General features: G+C 51.6%; 16 protein-coding genes. 4 read left to right on the top strand and 12 right to left on the bottom strand.

Annotated features, from left to right (window positions below; genetic code table 11):
* Positions 1 to 102: 102 nt before the first annotated feature.
* From J2I46_RS29300 to J2I46_RS29290, 3 genes are all read right to left on the bottom strand, one after another.
* Complete coding sequence (locus tag J2I46_RS29300; protein ID WP_207332658.1) at positions 103 to 570, bottom strand: catalase family protein; 468 nt, start codon at positions 568 to 570, stop codon at positions 103 to 105.
* A 111-nt stretch (positions 571 to 681) separates the two neighbouring features.
* Positions 682 to 903 (bottom strand): catalase family protein, encoded by a 222-nt coding sequence (locus J2I46_RS29295; RefSeq protein ID WP_207332657.1) that lies wholly within the window; start codon positions 901 to 903, stop codon positions 682 to 684.
* Between the two features lie 465 nt (positions 904 to 1368).
* Positions 1369 to 3129, bottom strand: coding sequence for a phospho-sugar mutase (locus J2I46_RS29290; RefSeq protein ID WP_207332656.1), 1761 nt, complete (start codon positions 3127 to 3129; stop codon positions 1369 to 1371).
* Positions 3130 to 3308: 179 nt separating this feature from the next.
* Between J2I46_RS29290 and J2I46_RS29285 the strand changes: the two genes are divergently transcribed.
* On the top strand, positions 3309 to 4031 hold the full coding sequence (locus tag J2I46_RS29285; protein WP_207332655.1) for a DUF2975 domain-containing protein: 723 nt from the start codon (positions 3309 to 3311) through the stop codon (positions 4029 to 4031).
* Between the two features lie 5 nt (positions 4032 to 4036).
* Positions 4037 to 4267 carry a helix-turn-helix domain-containing protein gene (locus tag J2I46_RS29280; protein ID WP_207332654.1) on the top strand — a complete coding sequence of 77 codons (231 nt, stop codon included), beginning with the start codon at positions 4037 to 4039 and terminating at the stop codon, positions 4265 to 4267.
* Positions 4268 to 4300: 33 nt separating this feature from the next.
* On the opposite strand, the gene J2I46_RS29275 is transcribed toward J2I46_RS29280, so the two are convergent.
* The 3 genes from J2I46_RS29275 to J2I46_RS29265 all read right to left on the bottom strand — a co-directional run bounded on the left by J2I46_RS29275 (position 4301) and on the right by J2I46_RS29265 (position 7978).
* On the bottom strand, positions 4301 to 4771 hold the full coding sequence (locus J2I46_RS29275; protein WP_207332653.1) for a hypothetical protein: 471 nt from the start codon (positions 4769 to 4771) through the stop codon (positions 4301 to 4303).
* Positions 4772 to 4981: 210 nt separating this feature from the next.
* The gene (locus tag J2I46_RS29270) at positions 4982 to 6634 is read right to left on the bottom strand and encodes a D-alanine--D-alanine ligase family protein (protein WP_207332652.1); all 1653 of its coding nucleotides are present in this window, start codon (positions 6632 to 6634) and stop codon (positions 4982 to 4984) included.
* Positions 6635 to 6739: 105 nt separating this feature from the next.
* Positions 6740 to 7978 carry a NupC/NupG family nucleoside CNT transporter gene (locus tag J2I46_RS29265; RefSeq protein WP_207332651.1) on the bottom strand — a complete coding sequence of 413 codons (1239 nt, stop codon included), beginning with the start codon at positions 7976 to 7978 and terminating at the stop codon, positions 6740 to 6742.
* A gap of 142 nt (positions 7979 to 8120) precedes the next feature.
* On the opposite strand from J2I46_RS29265, the gene J2I46_RS29260 reads away from it, so the two are divergent.
* A complete protein-coding gene (locus J2I46_RS29260) occupies positions 8121 to 8420 on the top strand; it encodes a DUF6429 family protein (RefSeq protein ID WP_207332650.1) in 300 nt (99 codons plus the stop codon).
* 54 nt (positions 8421 to 8474) lie between these two features.
* Here the strand turns inward: J2I46_RS29260 and J2I46_RS29255 are convergent, their stop codons facing one another.
* The 3 genes from J2I46_RS29255 to gyrB all read right to left on the bottom strand — a co-directional run bounded on the left by J2I46_RS29255 (position 8475) and on the right by gyrB (position 13533).
* Positions 8475 to 9047 (bottom strand): Uma2 family endonuclease, encoded by a 573-nt coding sequence (locus tag J2I46_RS29255; protein ID WP_207332649.1) that lies wholly within the window; start codon positions 9045 to 9047, stop codon positions 8475 to 8477.
* 23 nt (positions 9048 to 9070) lie between these two features.
* A complete protein-coding gene (gene ppk1, locus J2I46_RS29250; RefSeq protein ID WP_207332648.1) occupies positions 9071 to 11410 on the bottom strand; it encodes a polyphosphate kinase 1 in 2340 nt (779 codons plus the stop codon).
* A gap of 134 nt (positions 11411 to 11544) precedes the next feature.
* The gene (gene gyrB, locus J2I46_RS29245) at positions 11545 to 13533 is read right to left on the bottom strand and encodes a DNA topoisomerase (ATP-hydrolyzing) subunit B (RefSeq protein WP_229380012.1); all 1989 of its coding nucleotides are present in this window, start codon (positions 13531 to 13533) and stop codon (positions 11545 to 11547) included.
* A gap of 728 nt (positions 13534 to 14261) precedes the next feature.
* Between gyrB and J2I46_RS29240 the strand changes: the two genes are divergently transcribed.
* On the top strand, positions 14262 to 14570 hold the full coding sequence (locus tag J2I46_RS29240; RefSeq protein WP_207332646.1) for an isoamylase early set domain-containing protein: 309 nt from the start codon (positions 14262 to 14264) through the stop codon (positions 14568 to 14570).
* Positions 14571 to 14671: 101 nt separating this feature from the next.
* Here the strand turns inward: J2I46_RS29240 and J2I46_RS29235 are convergent, their stop codons facing one another.
* The 3 genes from J2I46_RS29235 to J2I46_RS29225 are packed head-to-tail and all read right to left on the bottom strand — an operon-like array spanning position 14672 to position 19534.
* The gene (locus J2I46_RS29235) at positions 14672 to 15622 is read right to left on the bottom strand and encodes a hydroxypyruvate isomerase family protein (RefSeq protein WP_207332645.1); all 951 of its coding nucleotides are present in this window, start codon (positions 15620 to 15622) and stop codon (positions 14672 to 14674) included.
* Positions 15623 to 15656: 34 nt separating this feature from the next.
* A complete protein-coding gene (locus J2I46_RS29230; protein ID WP_207332644.1) occupies positions 15657 to 16487 on the bottom strand; it encodes an RpnC/YadD family protein in 831 nt (276 codons plus the stop codon).
* The gene (locus J2I46_RS29225; protein WP_374758111.1) at positions 16487 to 19534 is read right to left on the bottom strand and encodes a PVC-type heme-binding CxxCH protein; all 3048 of its coding nucleotides are present in this window, start codon (positions 19532 to 19534) and stop codon (positions 16487 to 16489) included. The genes J2I46_RS29230 and J2I46_RS29225 overlap by 1 nt, the downstream gene beginning before the upstream one ends.
* Positions 19535 to 19546 lie beyond the last annotated feature (12 nt).

Genomic DNA, 19546 nt, shown 5'->3' with positions numbered 1-19546 from the left:
AGTAGTACCATTACGCTGAAGTAAATAAAGGGGCTTATAAGCCCCTTTTTTGTGTAATTGTATCGATTTGCCTCTGGCTGTATTACCTTCTCAATCAGGCAGTTAGTTGATGCTTTTTGGCTCCACTTTGGGCTGAGCATTCATCTTGTGCCGATACTGGCTGGAGGTTTCGTATGCCAACTGTCGCGCCCGCATGATGCTGCCTAATGGGCGATGCTCTAGTAAACAGTGAAACGGATTAAACGTCAGAACATCGTCGGCATATACACGTCGGGCGGGACTATACGCGTTTTGGGCTAGAATGATAATTTTACCAATGGGCCGGTACGGACTCTTTTCCTGAGGCCATTCAACGGATCCATCTTCGACAGGCATCGTTTCCAAATCGGTGCATAGCTGCGCCTGAAGTTCGTATTCGGCTCCGTCACGTACGAAAAAATCTACAACAAGACCGCGTAGAGCGGAATCATTCGATTGGTCAATCTCTTTACCCGTAAGCACTTTCACGTTATCAGTGAGTGGCGTAACGGATAGTTTGGCGATGTAGTCGCCGTAGCGAATCGCGGCCATCGTAAAAAAGGTTTCGCCCAGAATATGCGTATTCGGCTTGCCAACGCCCAAATCGTTCGGCTCCAGGTTCAAGCCAACGGCATCCAGCGCCTTGTTGACGCCCGTTATGAGTTACGACTGTATCTGTTGTACTTCTTCGGGCAAGCCCGCCTGCTTTTCCGGCTTCAATTGCTGCTCCAGGTACGTTTCCACCGTTCCTGTTGGAATGACCGGATGATTGACCAGCAAAAAATCCTGTGTTACAGTGTCGGCCTCTTCCGGTAAGTATTTCTGGCCGCTAACACCAACGACCTTGATCGCAAACCCTCGAAACGTAGGTTGTCCATCGGGCATAATGGCACCCGGAGCAGTTGACAGCCGGATAATGATCGGGTACGTTTTGGGCGTCTTGAAAAGGCCCTGTGCCAGTTCCTCCGGCAGGTTGCCGTAGATCTGTAGTTAGGCCCGAAGAATGCCGTGGCTCTTGGCATGGGCGTCGCGAATTGCGTGGCGGTGTTTGTCGAACATCATTCGATTCACGCGAGCCATCGACTCAACGACCTGGCGTGTCTATTCGTCATCGTTTGGCTGTTTAACTTCTACGTTATCCGAATAGCGGACATACGGTTGCTGGCTGATTGGCATAGCTCGTTCGCTCTTTGGTTAGTGGAAGAGTTAGCGGCCAACCAAAGTTAATGTTCTGTAGTCAAAAGAGGGAATTTGTATGGTAGTTGGGGTAAGCCATGATTGGCCAGTAATAAAAAAGGGCAGCCAAAACGGGCTGCCCTTCCTGATATATAGCTGGTTAGCTGTAAGTTGCTATTTCAGATTTAGTTCGTCGATAACCCGTTGCACTTTGGCTTTCAGGGCCGCGTAAGTATCATCGAACGCCTCTTTGCTAGGCAGTGGCTCATTCACGCTGACATAGAATTTGATCTTTGGTTCAGTACCGGATGGACGGGCTGAAACCTTCGTGCCATCAGCAGTGAAGATCTGCAATACGTTCGACGACTCGATCCCCAACGTACCTGACTCGATTTGCGTGGTCTGACCCGACGCCATATCCAGACGGGTCAGCGCATCGTAATCATCAACCCGGACTACCGGCGATCCGGCAATTTCTTTAGGTGGATTAGCCCGGAAATCGGCCATCATCTGCTGAATTTCCTCGGCACCAGCCTTCCCTTTTTTGGTCAGCGAAACCAGCGCCTCGTAATAGAAGCCGGTTTGCTGATACATTTCCATCAACAGATCGAACAGGCTCAGGCCTTTGTCTTTGGCGTCGGCGGTCAGTTCGGCAATCATCGTGCAGGAAGCGATGGCGTCTTTATCGCGCACGAAATCACCGATCAGGTACCCGTAGCTTTCTTCGCCACCACCGATAAACTGCTGCTTGCCTTCCAGTTCGCGAATGACCTGCGCAATGTATTTGAAACCCGTCAGCGTGTTGTAACAGGTTACACCATACTGCTCGCACAGTTTATCGATCAGGTCGGTGGTAACGATGGTCTTGGCGACAAACTCCTTGCCGGTCAGTTTACCCGCATCTTTCCAGGCCCGCAACAGGTAGAAAATGATCAGGCTGGCCATCTGGTTGCCATTCAGCAACTCAAATTCTCCGTGGTGATTCCGCGCGCCGGCACCAACACGGTCGGCGTCGGGGTCGGTGGCAATGATCAGATCGGCATTCTGCGCCTGCGCCTGATCGAGGGCCATTTGCATGGCCGCCCGCTCTTCCGGATTTGGCGATTTAACTGTCGGGAAATTACCGTCGGGCTTGGCTTGTTCTTCTACCACGCTCACGTTGGTAAAGCCCAGCGCTTCCAGCGCACGGGGAACCAGCGTAATACCGGTACCATGAATGGGCGTATAAACGATGTTCAGGTCGGCCTGACGGGCAATGACGCCGGGATTAACGGCATTCGATTTTACCCGCTCGATATACGGCGCGTCAACCGCTTCGTCGATGAGTTGAATCTTCGTGTCGACACCATCGAATTTGATGTCATCTACGCTCGAAATGGCGCTTACTTCATCAACGATGTTCTTGTCGTGCGGCGATACCACCTGCGATCCGTCGTTCCAGTACACTTTGTAGCCGTTGTATTCGGGCGGGTTGTGCGAGGCCGTAACCACTACGCCACCCTGACAGCCCAGTTGCCGAATAGCAAACGAGAGTTCAGGCGTTGGGCGCAGGTCTGAGAATAGATACACCTTGATGTTATTGGCCGAGAAAATATCGGCGGCAATCCGGGCAAATTCGGGGCTCATCCGGCGACTATCGTGCGCAATGGCCACGCTGATATCCTGCCCGGCAAACGACTTGTTCAGGTAGTTGGCAAAGCCCTGTGTAGCCGCGCCAACCGTGTAGCGGTTCATCCGGTTCGACCCCACGCCGATAACGCCACGAAGGCCCCCCGTTCCGAACTCAAGGCTGCGGTAAAAGGAGTCGGTCAGTTCGGTAGAATTACCGCTATCGAGTAATTGTTGGATGCTGGCTTTGGTGTCGGCGTCGTAGGCGCCGTTGAGCCAGGTATCAACGTTCTGTTGCGTCGTGGCATCAAGTTGTTGCGTAGTCATATACGTCTGAAAAGGGAAAGACTGGTTTTATACGGGCGAAGTTACACCATGCGGGTAAGTGCTGCAATTCATTGGATAACGTACCTGAATTTCTAGTTGCTTGTTTTGATAATCAGTAAATATTTATTGTTTATCAATAAATATTTACTGATGTTTGTAATACACTAAACTCTTTTACTATGAATTCTATACTACTCCCGCGCTGGCTGGCCCGGCTATTTGCCATTTTATTCTACGGTCAGATCCTTGGGTATGTTCTTTGTGCAGGTATTCTACTTTATCTGGCTGCCTTCGGCCTTCCCGAAGGGAGTAAATGGACTATTACGGCGAATATCAATGGAACTGTTTCGGCACCAGTATCGATGCCTGAGACGGGTAAAAACCTTCAGCAATGGTCTAAGCCCTCATTCGACCTTACAAATGGCCCATTAAATTCACTAAGCCTTAGTCGGGTAAGTAACTCGCTCTATCTATCGGTAAGAGGCCCTATCAACTTGGCAACGCTGCCAATGTCATTATGGCTAGCGGGCAGTACCGGACTACTTCTGGCACTGCTTGGTATATTTACCAGTTACATGTTCATGAAGCTATTTCAAAGTCTGGCCGACCGACATGTTTTTGATGAACAACAGACTACCCGGCTAACCCGAATTGGACAGGGGTTGCTGGTATTCAGCGTATTAAATGCAGGGACCAAGTGGTTTGCCGAAGCGGGAGCCTCTGGATATCTGGAGTCGTACGGGTTTATTGTCAGTGAGCCATCTGAACAGACCTATAACTTAAGTGTAAGCGCTCCTTCGTCAGACGTAATGGTGGCACTGACTGGCCTTTGCATACTGGCCCTGGCGCAGGTGTTCAAGTATGGCACGCAACTACAGCAGGAAAACGAGTTAACCATCTGATCATCATGCCCATAGTTGTAAACGTTGATGTGATGATGGCGCGGCGGAAAATGTCGCTGACCGAACTGGCCGAGAAGGTTGACTTAACCCTGGCGAACCTGTCTATTCTGAAAACGGGCAAAGCCAAAGCCATCCGGTTTAGTACGCTCGAATCTCTCTGCAACGCCCTCGACTGTCAGCCCGGCGATCTGCTCGAATACGTACCTGAAACGGCTGAAAAGCAAACGATTGGTTAAGCCCATGCAACCACGGCTTAACCAATCGGCTGGCTATTGATTCGCTGGCTGGCTCGTTCGGCTTCTTGCCTCTTCAGACAGCATGTGTTTTTGGTCGCGGGTCATGGTCTTGATAAACGCCGCCCGCCGGAAACGCAACGCCGACCAGTCGTCGTTGACCGCCACCATACGAACGGGCTCGAAACCGGCCTTACCCAGCGATGCCCAGCCCGTATCGCGGTTGAACTCGCAGCGATACTTCTTAGACGATTGCTTCGGGTACACCATCCACACAACGGTATCGCCTTCGGTATGGGTGGCTGTCCAGGCAGCGAGTTGTTCCACTTGCGCCAGTTGCTGTACGAAACCCATCACAAAATCGGCTTTCTCCAGCGATTCTGGTTGTTGTGAAACTGACATGCGCTCAGAAAACGCTGTCATCAACGTCGCTAATTCCGCAGGTACGTTCACCAGCAGCGCATGCTGCTGATTGGTGAGGTTCAGTTTTTTGAGTAGTGCATCCACTGAAACTGTAAATGGGAGTTGGGGCTGAGTTGCTTGTTGGCTTCGTGCTGGTGTGTGTTGCTTCTCGTGCGATCCCTTCGACAGGCTCGGCGCCCCCGGCTCAGGGTGACAATCTTACCCAAGTTCGTCATGAACATATGGATGTGAGTTGTCACCCTGAGCTTGTCGAAGGGCCAAGCGTCAGCAATACATCGTACTAGTCTTTCCCAGCTATACGTAACGCTCGGTGATGTGGCGTGCCCGTTCCTGCGTCTCAATCAGTAATGGGTGGCGCGGTGTGGTCAATGCCTCTTCCAGATCAGCCAGCGTGTCTTTGAACAGGAAGTAAACCGGCACTTCGTAGGTCTCCATTTTCGATTTCAGATACACCAGTTCGGGGCGTGTTTCGGCCAGGGCGGCGGCGGCGTTGTATTCCGCCTTGCCCCGGTTCCACTCTTCATCCGACGGACCGAAGTGAATGACCTGCACCGGCAAATCGGCTGTTTTACGAGCGGCCAGTTTAGCGTCCAGGTCTGTCAGCATCTGCTTCAGGCGGTGTGTATCTTTCCCTGTCCGAATCCGCTCCCGCAGTGACTGACGGATCAGGTACGTTAGTGAATCACTCAGATTCATGCCGATCTCAGCCATCTGCTTGAATATCAGCGATGTTGGCGACATGCCCGGAATGGTGTTTGGGTCATGGAAAAGCACACGTTGAGGCTCACCATCAGGACCTTCCGGCGTCAGGAAGCCGTCGATACGCGAATACACATTGATACCGAGTTTCGTAAACAGCTGCTCGATACCGACCTGAATAGCCCGGTTATTTTCCAGACTGGTACCAACCGGAATTCGCTTTTTGGCAACGCTGGTAAGGTATTTGGTCTCGTAATCAAACGCGTCGGCATTGTATATTTCGGTAGGAGGGAGCGCCACCGCCAGGCCATCATCGTCCTGAATAACGCCGCACGAAAACTCCTGGCCGCTGATAAACTCTTCAAAAAGTAGCTCGTCTTCGGCATTGACAGAAGCCAGCGTAAAAATCCGATCGGTGTCTTCGTCGGCCTCGTCGTCCAGCTTTTCAATCAGATCGGCGGGGTGCATGGCGTATTCACCCGTATTTTCGATAATCAGCGGATAGCCAATGGCAGAACTCAGGGTTGCTGTTTTCTGCGCGTAATCATGCTTGGTCTGCTCATCCATATCGGCCCAGTCGGCCAGGTGAAGCGTAGTGGTAAAGAAGCACTGACTCACAGCCCGCTGGAACGTACCCAGATTGTTCTCGCGCACGATCGCTACCCCAATCGACGAGCCCTGATGCGGTGCCTTCACCACAATCGGCAGGCCCAAATGAGTGATCAGCGACTCGAAGAAAGCACTTTGATCGGCCTGTTTCCAGGCGTCACGCGTCACGGTTGCCGTTTTCTTCTGCTGCCCGTTAACCAGCGCAATCAGGTTATTTTGCAGGATTTTGTTGATGCCCAGCCCTGATCCCAGAATGCCTGGGCCGGTATAAGGCATCTTATGCCATTCAAGCAGGCCCTGAATAGCGCCGTCTTCACAGTCGGGGCCATGCATGGCCAGAAAGGCAATGTCGAAATAATCTTCAAACCATTCTGGATCAACCTGTTCGCCAGGAATGACGTCTTCCTCTTCCAGGGATTCGTCATACACCGAAAAGCCATCCTGCTCAGGCAAAGCTGCCCGAATGGATGCGTTTTCCAGAAAGTCCGGTTCAACGATGTAGAACCGTCCCCAGCCGCTGACAAACACCAGGACGGGGTCGAATAGGGCTTTATTCAGGTTAGCCAGTGCGGTGCGTCCGCCGGCAAATGATACATCGCGCTCCCGCGAAGGGCCACCAAAGAAAATTCCGATACGCATGTTAACAGTTTACAGTTTGCTGTTTACTGTTTTCAGTTCCTCTGCTTAATGAAACGTTTGCCTGGAGGCAACGCAACAGAAAACAGTAAACTGAAAACTGTAAACTTAAAGAAGTAGCCCCGCCAGGGTGGCAGACATGTAGCTGGCTAAGGTCCCGCAGATCAGGGCTTTGAAACCGAGTTTAGCCAAGTCTTTCCGGCGGCTTGGCGCCAGTTCGCCGATGCCGCCAATTTGAATCGCGATCGACGAGAAATTGGCGAATCCGCAGAGGGCAAAACTGGTGATAGCAATGGTCTTAGGGTCGAGCGTCGACTTGATTTTTACCAGTTCAATGTAGGCTACAAATTCGTTGACTACCATTTTGGTACCCATCAGCGCCCCGGCTGCTTCAACGTCTTTACCCGGTACGCCCATGGCCCAAGCAAACACCGAAAAGAGCTTACCAAGCAGGTAGTTCAGGCTAAGAATGGGGAATCCGGCCAGGCTGCCCGCTTTACCCAGCAACATATCGATGAGTGAGATAAGCGCGATAAAGCCGATTAGCATGGCCACTACATTCAAGCCTACTTTCAACCCTTCGCTGGCACCGCTGGCGATGGCATCGACCAGGTTAGCGTGGATTTTCTTGATCTCGATTTTAACAACGCCTTGTGTACTGGATGCTTCCGTTTCCGGAAAAACGATCTTCGAGATGACTAATGCCCCGGGGGCGGCCATGATGCTGGCCGCCAGCAGGTATGGTGCCGGAACCCCTAGCGAGATATACACGGCAAGAACGCCACCGGCAATACAGGCAAAGCTACCCGCCATCGAGGCCAGCAGCTCTGAATTGGTCATGGTAGACAGATAGGGTTTGATCATGATCTGCGCTTCGACCTGCCCCACGAATGTACTGGCCACGTTTGAGAGCGCCTCGGCCCCACTGACGCCCATCAGCCACTTCATCACTCGCGCCATCAGGGCCACAATGCGCTGCATGATGCCCAGGTGATAGAAGATATTCACCAATACCGCCACGAAAATGATGGTGGGAATAACTTTAAAGAAGAAGATGAAATCGTTACCGCTGCCAAATGCCCGCGACAGAACATCCCGGTTTACCAGTGAGCCAAAAACGAACGCAGCTCCTTTGTCGGCATTCTCAAGCGTCTTGTTAACCAGAAAGCCGAGGTAGTTAAATACATTTTGCCCAACGTCGGTTTTCAAGACGAAAACAGCAAGGCTAAACTGGAGGGCCAGCCCTACACCTACTGTTCGATAATTGATGGCTTTGCGGTTGTTCGACATCGCAAAGGCGATGCCCAAGATCAAGACAATCCCGAGTAATCCGGTGAAACGCTCCATGCGGTCAGATACGGTGCAGAAAAATGGTTCTTATTGATGTTAGCGGACGAAGGTACGAAAAAACGCCCCTTTCCAGCCCGCTAGCTATTACCTTCGTATCAGGAAACGGCAGTTGCCTGTAGGTCCTTTTTCGATTAATCATATGCAAACCAACGAGATTACCGCTGAAGATATAGAAGATCTAACCCTTGCTGTGCTTTACCTGACCGCCTGGCGGCAGGAAGTGACCGATGAAAATGGGTATCCACAAGGGAAGGCGCTCATCAACTGGAAAGGCCACAGCTTCGACTCGCTCGATGCGCTGGCAGCCAAGCAACTTACTGACGGCAATCGCCGGAACAAGTCGGTTCAAATTACTGAAGCAGGTGAAGCCCGCGCGCAGGAGATCCTGAAGCGCCTGCTTGGCAAAGAGTTTACCGTCACCGCCGAGCGGATCGTGTGATCAATGCACAAGAGATAACTCAGGTACGTTATTCTGTAACGTACCTGGGTTGGTTTATAACTGGCTAAGATCTAGCATAAAATCGGGAAGAATGTCTTCACCGGATAGTGGGTGAGTTGTCTCATACACCACTACTTCCTGATTCGAACGGTATATATAGGCTGTACTGGTAGCAGGCGACAAGAGCCAGCCTAATTGACAGCCATTGGCCATCCAATCCTCCATTTTCTGTTGAGCGTCTACCAGTCGATCCGACGGGGATAGTAGTTCAAGTACGAAGTCAGGGCAGAGCGGCACAAAACGTCGGCGTTCTTTTTCCGTTAGCGCTTCCCAACGAGACTTGCTTACGCCTGCTACGTCTGGCGATATTACTGACGTGTCGGAGAGGCGGAAAGCCGTTGACGAATCGAAAAAATAGCCCCATTTTGATTGTCGGTTCCAGATGCCGAAATCGATACTTAATTCGAAATTTTGGTTGCCCGTTTCGCCCCCTGTTAAACTCATAAAGATGATATCGCCGTTTTTACGGCGTTCAAAACGCAAACCGGGATTGTCCCGACAGAAACGGAAGAGCTTATCATCGTTCATCCGTAAGTCTTCCGGGAAATGCACACGTACCGTTTCCATGGGGGCAATTTAGTTGGGTTTCATCAAATCGTAGCGATGCTTCGTTCGGTGCCTTCGGTCATGTCGGCAGGTACGTCGGTGGTGGGTGGCGCAACGGTATCTTCAAATAATTGCGCATTCATAACATCGGTTTCGCTGATGTCGAAAAAGGCGACCTGCATATCGAATGGTTCGATACCTTCGGCCGCTTCGCACTTTTTATACGTACCGTCTTCCTGCAATTCATAGGCATTTACCGTGTCGCGCAGGTTATAATCGAGAATCAGAATGGCCTGTTGACGTACCCGAACATCGGCGAGGTAGAACAGCGACTCGATCCGCCGGTCGAACGAGCGGACCATGGCATCGGCGCTGCCCCCGTAAATTTTAGGTTCTCCCGCATTGTGGAAATAGAATAACCGCGTGTGTTCCAGATAATTACCGACAATGGAACGGACCGTAATGTTTTCGCTGAGTCCCTCACGTCCCGGCCGTAAACAACAGATACCCCGTACCACCAGCCGAATAGGTACGCCTGCTTTCGAGGCAGCATAAAGTTCATCAATGATGGTCTTATCTTCCACCGAATTGATCTTGATGCATATACCACTAGGCAACCCGCGACGAGCCAGATCCGCTTCGGCCCTGATCAGGTCGATCAACTGATTCCGCATATCCCGCGGGGCGGTGATCAGGTACTGATACCCGCTCGGCAACGAATGGCCGGTGATGACGTTGAAAAACTCCGAGATGTCGCTTGTATACGTTTCGTTGGTCGTCAGCAGGCCAATATCCGTATACATCCGGGCGGTATCTTCATTATAGTTCCCGCTCGACAAGTGAGCGTACCGAACTACCCGGCTGCCTTCGTTCCGGACAACCAGCAACAGCTTGGTGTGCGTCTTGAACCGGCTGATGCCATAGATGACAAAGCAGCCTGCTTTCTGCAGCCGTTGTGCTTCGCGGATGTTATTTTCCTCGTCGAAACGGGCTTTCACCTCAAATAGCACGGATACGTGTTTGCCATTTTCGGCGGCCTTCAGCAAGGCTTCCGTAATACGTGATCGCTTGGCCAGGCGATATACCGTCAGCTTAATAGCCAGCACGTTTGGGTCTTCAGCAGCTTGTTCCAGCAACTGAAGCACCGGCTCGAAGTTATTATACGGATGATGCAGCAGAATGTCGCGTTCCCGGATAGCCTCGAAAATGTCGTTGATCTTATCGCGCTCCAAGCCAACGGGGGGAACCGGTGGGAGCGGAGCAGGCATATCATTCTTAAATTCCGGATGGCGGATGATCTGCCACAAGCTGGTAAAATCGATCAGTGACGTGGCCTCAAAGAGGTTCGTATCATCGATTTCCCAGCGCTTTTTCAACAAACTGATCATCCAGGCCGAGGCCGGCGATTCTATCTGCCCGGCTTCGATCTCGACCCGAACCACCCGGCCCAGCCGACGGTTTTTGATTTTCTGTTTAATCTCATCCAGAAAATCAGCTTCCACGTCGTCATTCTCTTCCAGCGTAAAATCACCATTCCGGGAAATGCGGAACATGTTTACCGACGAGATCTCGACGTTACGATACAATTTGCTCAGGTGCTGACGAACAACTTCTTCGATCGGTAAAAAGACGATGGCTTCATCCCGCTCGAAGGTCATAAACCGAGGCAGGTTGGCCGGAATCTGCACAAATGAAAGCCGGTGATTGTCGCTGTCGTCGTCGGGCGTTGGGTCGCGGAAATCGCCGGTGGGGGTAAAGGTAACTACCCCGAAGATCAGCACCTTGGCCAGCAGCACCGGGAATGTATGCGTGTAGTCATACAACATCGGTGTCAGCGTCGGGAAAATTGTCCGGTCAAAGTAGCTGGCTGCTTGCGCCTGCTCGTCCTCTGTCAGGTCGGCATACTTCGCCAGGGCTAACCCGTTTTCGGCAAACAGTGGCAGCAGTTGCTCCGAAAATACCGTTTGCTGATCGAGGTTGAACTGTTGCATGGCCCGGAATAGCGCCTTTTTAAACGGCACTTCGCGCAGACCGGAGTAATCGATCCGTTCTTTGTGATAATCCAGGTAATTATAAAGGCTTCCTACCCGGATGCTGAAAAATTCGTCGGCGTTAGAATCAGTGATTGCCAGGAACTTAAGCCGTTCCATGAGCGTCCGGTTTGGGTTGCGTGCCTGATCGAGCACGCGTTCGTTGAATTTCAACCAACTCAGGTCCCGGCTAATATAATCGCTTTGCTCAATTAACGTACTGGCGCGTTCGGCCGACTTTGCCGGGCTGAGGGTACTGCCAGGGTCGGTGGTAGCCGGGCGGGGGCTGGTTAGGCGAGATACCAGATGGCCGATCAGGTTACGGCCGCGTTGAGGTTGGTCAGGATTACGCATAAGGCAATGGTATAGGACGTCAATGCAAAAATAGGCTACAGGGGCAACGTACGTTTATCGTGATTCAGTCACCTGATGTATATTACCTTTTTGTTATGTAACAAAAAACCGGGCCTTTCGACCCGGTTTTCCTGCTAAACGTCTACTTTGGCGTATTTCGCATTGCGTTCGATAAAATCGCGGCGGGGTGGTACTTCATCGCCCATCAGCATGGAGAACACATGGTCGGCATCAGCGGCTGATTCGATGGTCACTCGTTTCAGGCTGCGTTGCGAGGGGTCCATCGTGGTCTCCCAGAGCTGCTCGGCGTTCATTTCACCTAAACCCTTATAGCGCTGAATGTTCACGGCCTCTTCGCGGCCGCTGCCAGCCAGTTCGCGTACAGCAATTTCGCGCTGCGCTTCCGTCCAGCAATAACGCTGTTCTTTACCTTTTTTTACCAGGTAGAACGGTGGCTGGGCAATATACAGATAGCCATTTTCGATCAGCGCACGCATGTTACGGAAGAACAACGTGAGCAGGAGAGTCCGGATGTGGCTTCCATCAACGTCGGCATCGGTCATGATAATGATCTTATGGTACCGAAGCTTTTCGAGGTTCATCTCGGTTTCGCCCGTCTCTTTGTTCTTCTCCAGACGTACCCCAAGGGCCGTCCAGATGTTTTTGATCTCTTCATTCTCGTAGATCTTGTGCTCCATGGCCTTCTCTACGTTCAGGATCTTACCCCGAAGTGGCAGAATAGCCTGATACGCCCGGTTACGACCCTGTTTGGCGGACCCTCCGGCCGAGTCACCTTCCACCAGATACAATTCGCACACGCGTGGGTCCGTATCTGAGCAGTCGGCTAGTTTACCGGGTAAGCCCATGCCGCCCATGAAGTCTTTCCGGTCGGTCATGATGCGCGAGTAGGCCAGATCGGCGGCAATACGGGCCTGTGCTGAAATCAACACTTTCCTGACAATCGCCTGCGCAATCTTAGGGTTTTCTTCAAGCCACATTTCCAGCGTTTCGCCCACGGCCTGACTAACGGCGCTGACAACGTCCTGGTTACCCAGTTTGCCTTTTGTCTGGCCTTCAAACTGGGGCTCCTGCACTTTCACCGAAATAACGGCGGTCAGGCCTTTGCGGAAGTCGCCGCCTTCAAATTTAACTTTGTTGGCGTTCTTCGGAATCAGACCTGGATTCTTCTCCAGATAGCGGCCAAATACCCGCGTAATGGCCGAGCGGAAGCCCTGTACGTGCGTACCGCCCTCGTGGGTATTGATGTTGTTTACATACGACTGCACGTTCTCGCCAGCCTCCATATTATAGAGCATGGCCACCTGTACGGGCGTCGTGTATTTCTCGTTCTCGATGTAGATCGGCGCCATGTTGTCGAGCGACTGACGAGATTCATCGAGGTACTTTACGAACTCGCTCAGGCCGCCCTCCGAGTGGAAGTCAGCGGTGAAGAGCGGGTTGCCCTGCTCATCAAGCTCGCGCATGTCGGTCAATGAGATGCGGATACCTTTGTTCAGGTACGCTAACTCGCGCAAACGGCCAGCTACGGTATCAAACCGGTATACGGTCGTTTCCGTAAAGATCGTTTCGTCGGGCTTAAAATGAACGGTCGTTCCGGTATCGGTCGATGTGCCAATCTCGCGCACGTCGTACTGCGGCTTGCCGATGCTATACTCCTGGTCATAGGCTTTGCCATCGCGGTGTACTTCTACGCGAAGCATCGTTGAGAGCGCGTTTACGCAGGATACCCCCACGCCATGCAGACCACCCGACACTTTGTAGGTGTCTTTATCGAACTTACCACCGGCGTGCAGCACGGTCATTACTACTTCGAGTGAGTTACGACCGGTTTGCTTATTGAAACCGACCGGAATGCCCCGGCCATTATCTCTGACAGTGATTGAATTATCTGGGTTGATGGTGACCTGGATGGTATCGCAATAGCCAGCCATAGCCTCATCAATGGAGTTATCGACAACTTCCCAAATAAGATGGTGAAGGCCTTTTACGCCTACGTCGCCGATATACATTGCCGGGCGTTTCCGAACGGCTTCCAGCCCTTCGAGTACCTGAATGTTATCGGAACCATACTGGCCATTGGGATTGGCAACTTCTTCCTCCATTTCGGTGTCAACAGCGTCGTTTGTCATGCGGTATTTGAATGTGTTTTAAGCGAAAGCGGGTCCCGGTAAAGCCGAAAACGGGCATTTTGCCTGCCTGTATCTAGCTTGTAAAAATACAAAATTTGTCGCTCATTTCCCAGCGAAATATCACGCTATGTCTTCCTAAAGTGAAGTTTTTGATGGAACTCAATTCGTTCGTGCGCCAGCAGTAAAATAAAGGTCTAAAGAGGCCGTAAACAGGCCTGTCTGCGCTTGGCCGAAGACTAAGAAAAAGCCAGATACAAATTATAGGCCGGTTAAAACAACGTACCCGGAAAAAAACCGGATACCTACTCCTCTGGTTTTATGGCCATTAAAGCAGATTAGTCTAATCCGTTAACAGACAGCCTTAAGTAGACGTTTAGTTGACACTGTTGAGTTGACATTTAAGGAGCAACCAACCTGTTTTCTCCAGATCCGGTTGGCAGAGATAAATGATTTCGTGTCGATATAATGAATGCAAATCCTGGCTGTCGACAAGAGAGGCCTTTTGGATTATTTCTGGCGAAGTATAAACAAAGAAAGATTGAAGAAGGTAACCAGATAGGTATCAGAAAAAACAAGCCTAGTTGTAGGTTATGTACAAAATATTGTACTATAAAAAGAATATACAGTTATAACTAACTATAAATTAGCATTTTAAAATTAGTGAAATATAATTTTGCACGAAAACCAAAACGAAATATCATATGCCTATTGCCAAGCAGTTCCTCAAAAGTAAGCCTGTTGCCAAAGTGACGTTTGAACTTCCCGCTGAAGCCGTATCCGGTGCAAAAGTGGTATCGCTCGTTGGTGATTTTAACGATTGGGATGTAAATGCGCAGCCTCTGAAGAAGCAGAAAGATGGTTCATTCAAAGCCACGGTTGAACTACCGATCGGTTCTGAATACCAATATCGTTTCATCATCGACGGCGAAACGTGGGCGAATGACTGGGCCGCTGATAAATACGTAGCCAGCCCGGTATCGGCCGAAGAAAACTCGGTTGTTGTACTGTAGTACTTTCGAATAAATCGTTAAGAAGGAAGAATGGCTCTGCCAAAGTACCCATTGGTGCTTCAGCAGAGCCATTCTTCCTTCTTAACGATTTATTCCTGTGGTTATACCGCAAAACTATCCGATTCTACGTAGGCCTTGATCAGCGCCGTTTCGCCGTCTTTTCCGGCAATGGATTTGCCGTGTTCCATTCCGAAAATAAAGGATCGGTTACTGGCTTTAGCTTTATCGTAGATGTGTTTGAAAATGTTTTTGTAGTTGATCTCGCCCGTGGTGGGTTCGTTCCGGCCGGGGTTATCACCAATCTGGAAATAGCCAATCTCGTCCCATGCCCAGTTGATATGCGGGATGATGTGGCCCTCGTTTTTCTGCATGTGATAGATATCGAACAGAATCTTGCAGGCAGGACTATTAACGGCCCGACAGATCTCATAAGTCTGGTCAGAGGTACGCAGGAACAGGTTAGGTGTGTCACTGAGCGGCTCAAGTACCATCGTCAGCCCCGCTGGCGCCAGAATCTCAGATCCCCGACGCAGCGCATCAATTACATGTCCCGTTTGAATTCCGATAGGTAGGTTTCGCTCAAAATCGCCCGGCACAACGGTCATGAATTTGGCATTGCAGCGTTTGGCGGTTTCTACAGCGCGCCGACATCCGTTAAGAAAAATGTCGAGGTGTTCTTTTTTATTGGCAGCCAGCGTGTTTTGGCCATTACCACCTTTATCAACCACAAACACCCCCATTTTCATGCCGAGCCGATCCAGCTCTTTGCCGATCTTTTCCTGCATGGCGGGTTCGCGGCCCATCATGCCATTGTCTTCAATAGCCGTAAAGCCCTGGTCGGCCATGTATTTTAGCTGGTCGATGAGGTCTTTGCCTGCACTATTCTCGAACATGCCGAAATGCGGTGCGTAGTCGAGCTTAAACTTGTTTTTGCCGACGATAGGCAACGTACCTGAGGTAGCGCGTACGGATGCCTGCGCTCCCGATAGGCCAGTCAGGGCCAGGCCCGATGCTCCAAGAGCTGTTTTTAAGAAATCCCGGCGGTGGGTCATAAATGAGAGGTTTCGGGAGTGTAGTTACGCACCCTTATTGGTTTTGGTCAGTAAGTTGTCGAGCGATGTGAGCGACGTACTCCAGGGTTACATCGGCTATATCTGCAATGTCTTCGTGGCTCAGTTTACCCTGGCGGAGCATCTTTTCAACCATAAGTTCGATGCTCCGCTCGATACCCTGTTCGATGCCCTGCTCAATGCCCTGCTTGTATCGAACATCTGTTTTGAGATCGTATACCAGTGCCATTTTTTCTGAAATTTTGATAGTTAGCTCCTGCAAGTTACGCAGATTGGAAAGTATTTCGAGCTGCTTGATATACCGCTTTAGCCTTAAGGAACGGGGTACCAATTCGCTAAGTTTCGATACGATCGCTTCCAGCACATCATCGGCTTTATCCTGTTTAAAGTCGCCAAGCACGGTTAACAACACTTCTTCCGGCACAGATGAGTTCAAAAACAAGTGATAGTCTACCTCAGAGGCATTGATCAACTCGTACCTGAACGAAAGCGTCGTGTGGAAGAGGTGGGATTTCATCTTCGACATTCCGCCGCCAATGTAGAATACGTATTGCCTGACGGGTACACCATATTTACGATAAAGCATGGCGTAGTACTCCAGCATCCGGTCAAGCATTTCATCGTCATCCTTGGTTTGAAACTCAAAGTGCAGAATGTAATTATCGGCTTCGTTGGGGTGTAGTACTTTTTTCAAAAAGTCCGGCTTACGCTCGATCGTCTGGTGGAGGTCGTCGGGAATCTCTTGTAGTGCCGGCAGGGTCAGATTGAGCAGCCGGTTGGCCAATGGCACAACCAACTGCTCAATATTCTCCCGAAAAATTCGGTCATAGGACTTACTCTTGCCCATTATTTTTTCTTCAGCGCACTCAGGTATTCCACCAGATCAACGAGCTCTGTGGTGCTCATGGCTTCCTGAAGGCCGGAAGGCATCATGGAAGTATCCAGCTTTTTCATCGACGCTACATCGGCGGTTTTGTAGTTCTGAACAAGCCCGCCGGGGAACTTCATTTGCAGGTCGGTTTCGGTTTTGCTCGAAATAATACCGGTCATGGTACTGCCATCTTTGAACTTCACCTCGTAGCCTTCGAAGCCAAAGCTGATGCCCGCGTCGGGGTAGATAATGGCCAGATATTGACCATCTTTCCCAAGCTTCGAGCCGATCTCGGACAATTTAGGCCCAAAATCCATGCCTTCACCATTGACCTGATGGCAAACCGAACAGTTGGTTTTGTAGACCGTCAGACCACGTGACGCATCACCGTTCATAGCCAGTAACTCGTTGACACCGGGCAATTTTTTAGCTGATGCCGTCGACGTACCCGACTGATTACTATCGAGGTATTTGGCCGCCTCAGTCCTGATCATCTTGCGCCAGGCCGTGGATACACCCTGATAAGCAGCCGCTTTCAGATCGCTGGTCAGTTTGCCCGACTTCAGTAACACGATAACCAGATCTTCGCCGTCCTGACTGCCGCCCAAAGACCGGGCCGCTTCGCGACGCAGCGGCATGGCGCGCTTTTCATCGAGGGCTACGCTTTTAAGCATCTCCAGCGATTCGTTGCTGCCAACCCGGCGAAGCGACGTGACCATATTGGTTGCGGCATCCGCGTTCGAGCCGTTGATGGTTTCCCAAGCCATGTCTGCCCCGTTTTGTTTTAACAGCTGCTTGGCGGCATCGCGGCCAATGTTGTCGTTTGGTTTAAGGATGGCCAGTTGGCGAAGGCGCGCATTCTCAGAAGCGGGGCTGTAGCGCTGCACTAACTCCATGTATTCGGCCGTACCGTAGGTCTGGTCGAGCAGATTTTGAAGCGCCCGAGAGGCGGAAGCACTGCTTGTAACAAAGGCCGGGTCGAGGTGGCGCAGGGCCAGTTTCGTCACGTCAGGGCTGTTCTGTTCCTGAATCAGTTGCAACAGCGCGTTTGATTTTTCGACCTTGCCAGGATTGAAATCGAACGCCCGGAAATACCGGAGTCGGCTGGCCAGCGGAACGTCTTTTTCACCCGCCAAGCGGGCCAGCATGGGCACCGAAGCAGCAGTGCGTGCCCGCCAAACTACATCACGTCCACCGGCATTGGCCAGCGGATCGTTGTTCAGCTGTTTCAGATAAGCGGCGTAATAGGTATCCCACTGATTATCAGCGCCAATACCAAGGGCTTCCAGATACCAACGGTCTTTGCCGTCGTGCTGCGCCGCCAGTTGTGCCCATAAGGCAGGGGCCTCGGGCGACGGGTTACGACGAAGGGCAATGGCACATTCGCGACGTACCTGAGCGCTCGGGTCATTGACTAACTGCTTAACGTACCCAATCACGTCCATTTTCTGTTCGCGGGCGGTACGGAGGGCTGTAATACGCAGGTCGGCGTTCTCGTCTTTCAAGGCCATTTCCACATATTTCTGACCCTTTGGTAACTGGCTCAACAGCCACAATGCCCGGGCTTTCATGCGTGGATTCGTTGCCGATTTATACAATTTCGCCAGTGGCTTCTCCGCTTTGGTACCAAGATTATGCAGCGCCGTCCAGCCCATGTACCGGATCGACATGTTGGGGCTTTGCAGGGCTGTAATAGCTCCCTCACCAGTTGTAACGTCTGTTTTCGGAACCGACCAGGCCGAATTTGGCGGAGCCAGCCGGAAAATCCGTCCCCGGTTCTGGTCGCCTGCCTGGTGACCACCCACGCCGGGGTCGTACCAGTCGGCGATCATCAGCGAGCCGTCGGGGGCCACGCAAACGTCGGATGGGCGGAACCACTGATCGCGGACACCTTCAACCAGATTGGCAATGGTAGCTTTATAGCCTGCGCCGTCTTTCTCGACCGGGTAAGCGCGCACCACATTGGGGCCAGCGTCGCAATGAATGACCTGATTCTGGAACGTACCTGGCAGCAGGGACCCTTCGTAGACGATGATACCCGTGGGTGAACCCGCCCCCGTTTGCAACAAGTTAGGCACAACCCCAGGATCGTTCAGGTGCCAGTGACGGTGTGGAATTTCTTTTTCAAGGTTAGTCCGGTTGGCGCTCCAGCCTGCGCCGGTCAGTTCGTCGGTGTAGCCATAGTTGCCGTACTCCATTACGTAATTGATCCGAACGCTCTTGTTGCCGTCATCGTCGTTGTCTGATTGCCAGAGCGTTCCGTATGAATCGATGGCCACTTCGAAGTTGTTGCGGAAGTTTTGCCCGAGTACTTCCATCTCCGATCCGTCGGGGTTACAACGGAACACCATGCCCTGCCGGTAGCTCTGTTTGTCGATGGCTTTGCCCGTATTCCGATCGAAAATAGCCTTGCCGTCTTTATCCTTGATCTGCTGGCCTTCATTGCCAAAATTGAAGTACCACTTCCCATCAGGGCCAAACACAAAAGCGTGCATGCCGTGGTCGTGCTGATCGCCGCTAAGGCCGGTGAACAGAATCTCTTTTTTGTCGGCTTTGTCATCGCCGTCTTCATCGGTAAACACCCACACATTAGGGCTGTCAGACACGATGACCTTGTTGCCCTGCACCCAGATACCCAGTGGTGATTGCAGTTCAGGCCCCTGATAAAAAACCTTGCTCACGTCGGCCGCACCGTCGCCGTTCTGGTCTTCCAGAATCACGATGCGGTCACCGGCGTCGTTTGTTGGATTGCCGTTTATAGCTGGCCGGTAGTTATAGGCTTCGCACACCCACACGCGTCCTTTCGCATCAACGTCGATGTTGGTCGGGTTTTTCAGCATGGGCTCAGCCGCAAACAGCGACGCCTGCAGACCGGGCGTGACGTTGAGGCTGGCCACCGCATTTTTGGGGTCGTGCTTGTCGTCGTCGGAAAGTGTAGCGAAGAAGCGATTCAGGAACAGATTCGAAGCGCGACTTAAGTCGGTGTTAGAGTAGGCGCCTACGAAGAAAGCGCCGGAAAGCATGGTTGCGGCACC

It is taken from the genome of Fibrella forsythiae, assembly GCF_017353175.1.
GTDB lineage: Bacteria > Bacteroidota > Bacteroidia > Cytophagales > Spirosomataceae > Fibrella > Fibrella forsythiae.
The sequence above is the reverse complement of the archived record's forward strand: the minus strand, read 5'-3'. Positions and strand labels throughout refer to the sequence as shown.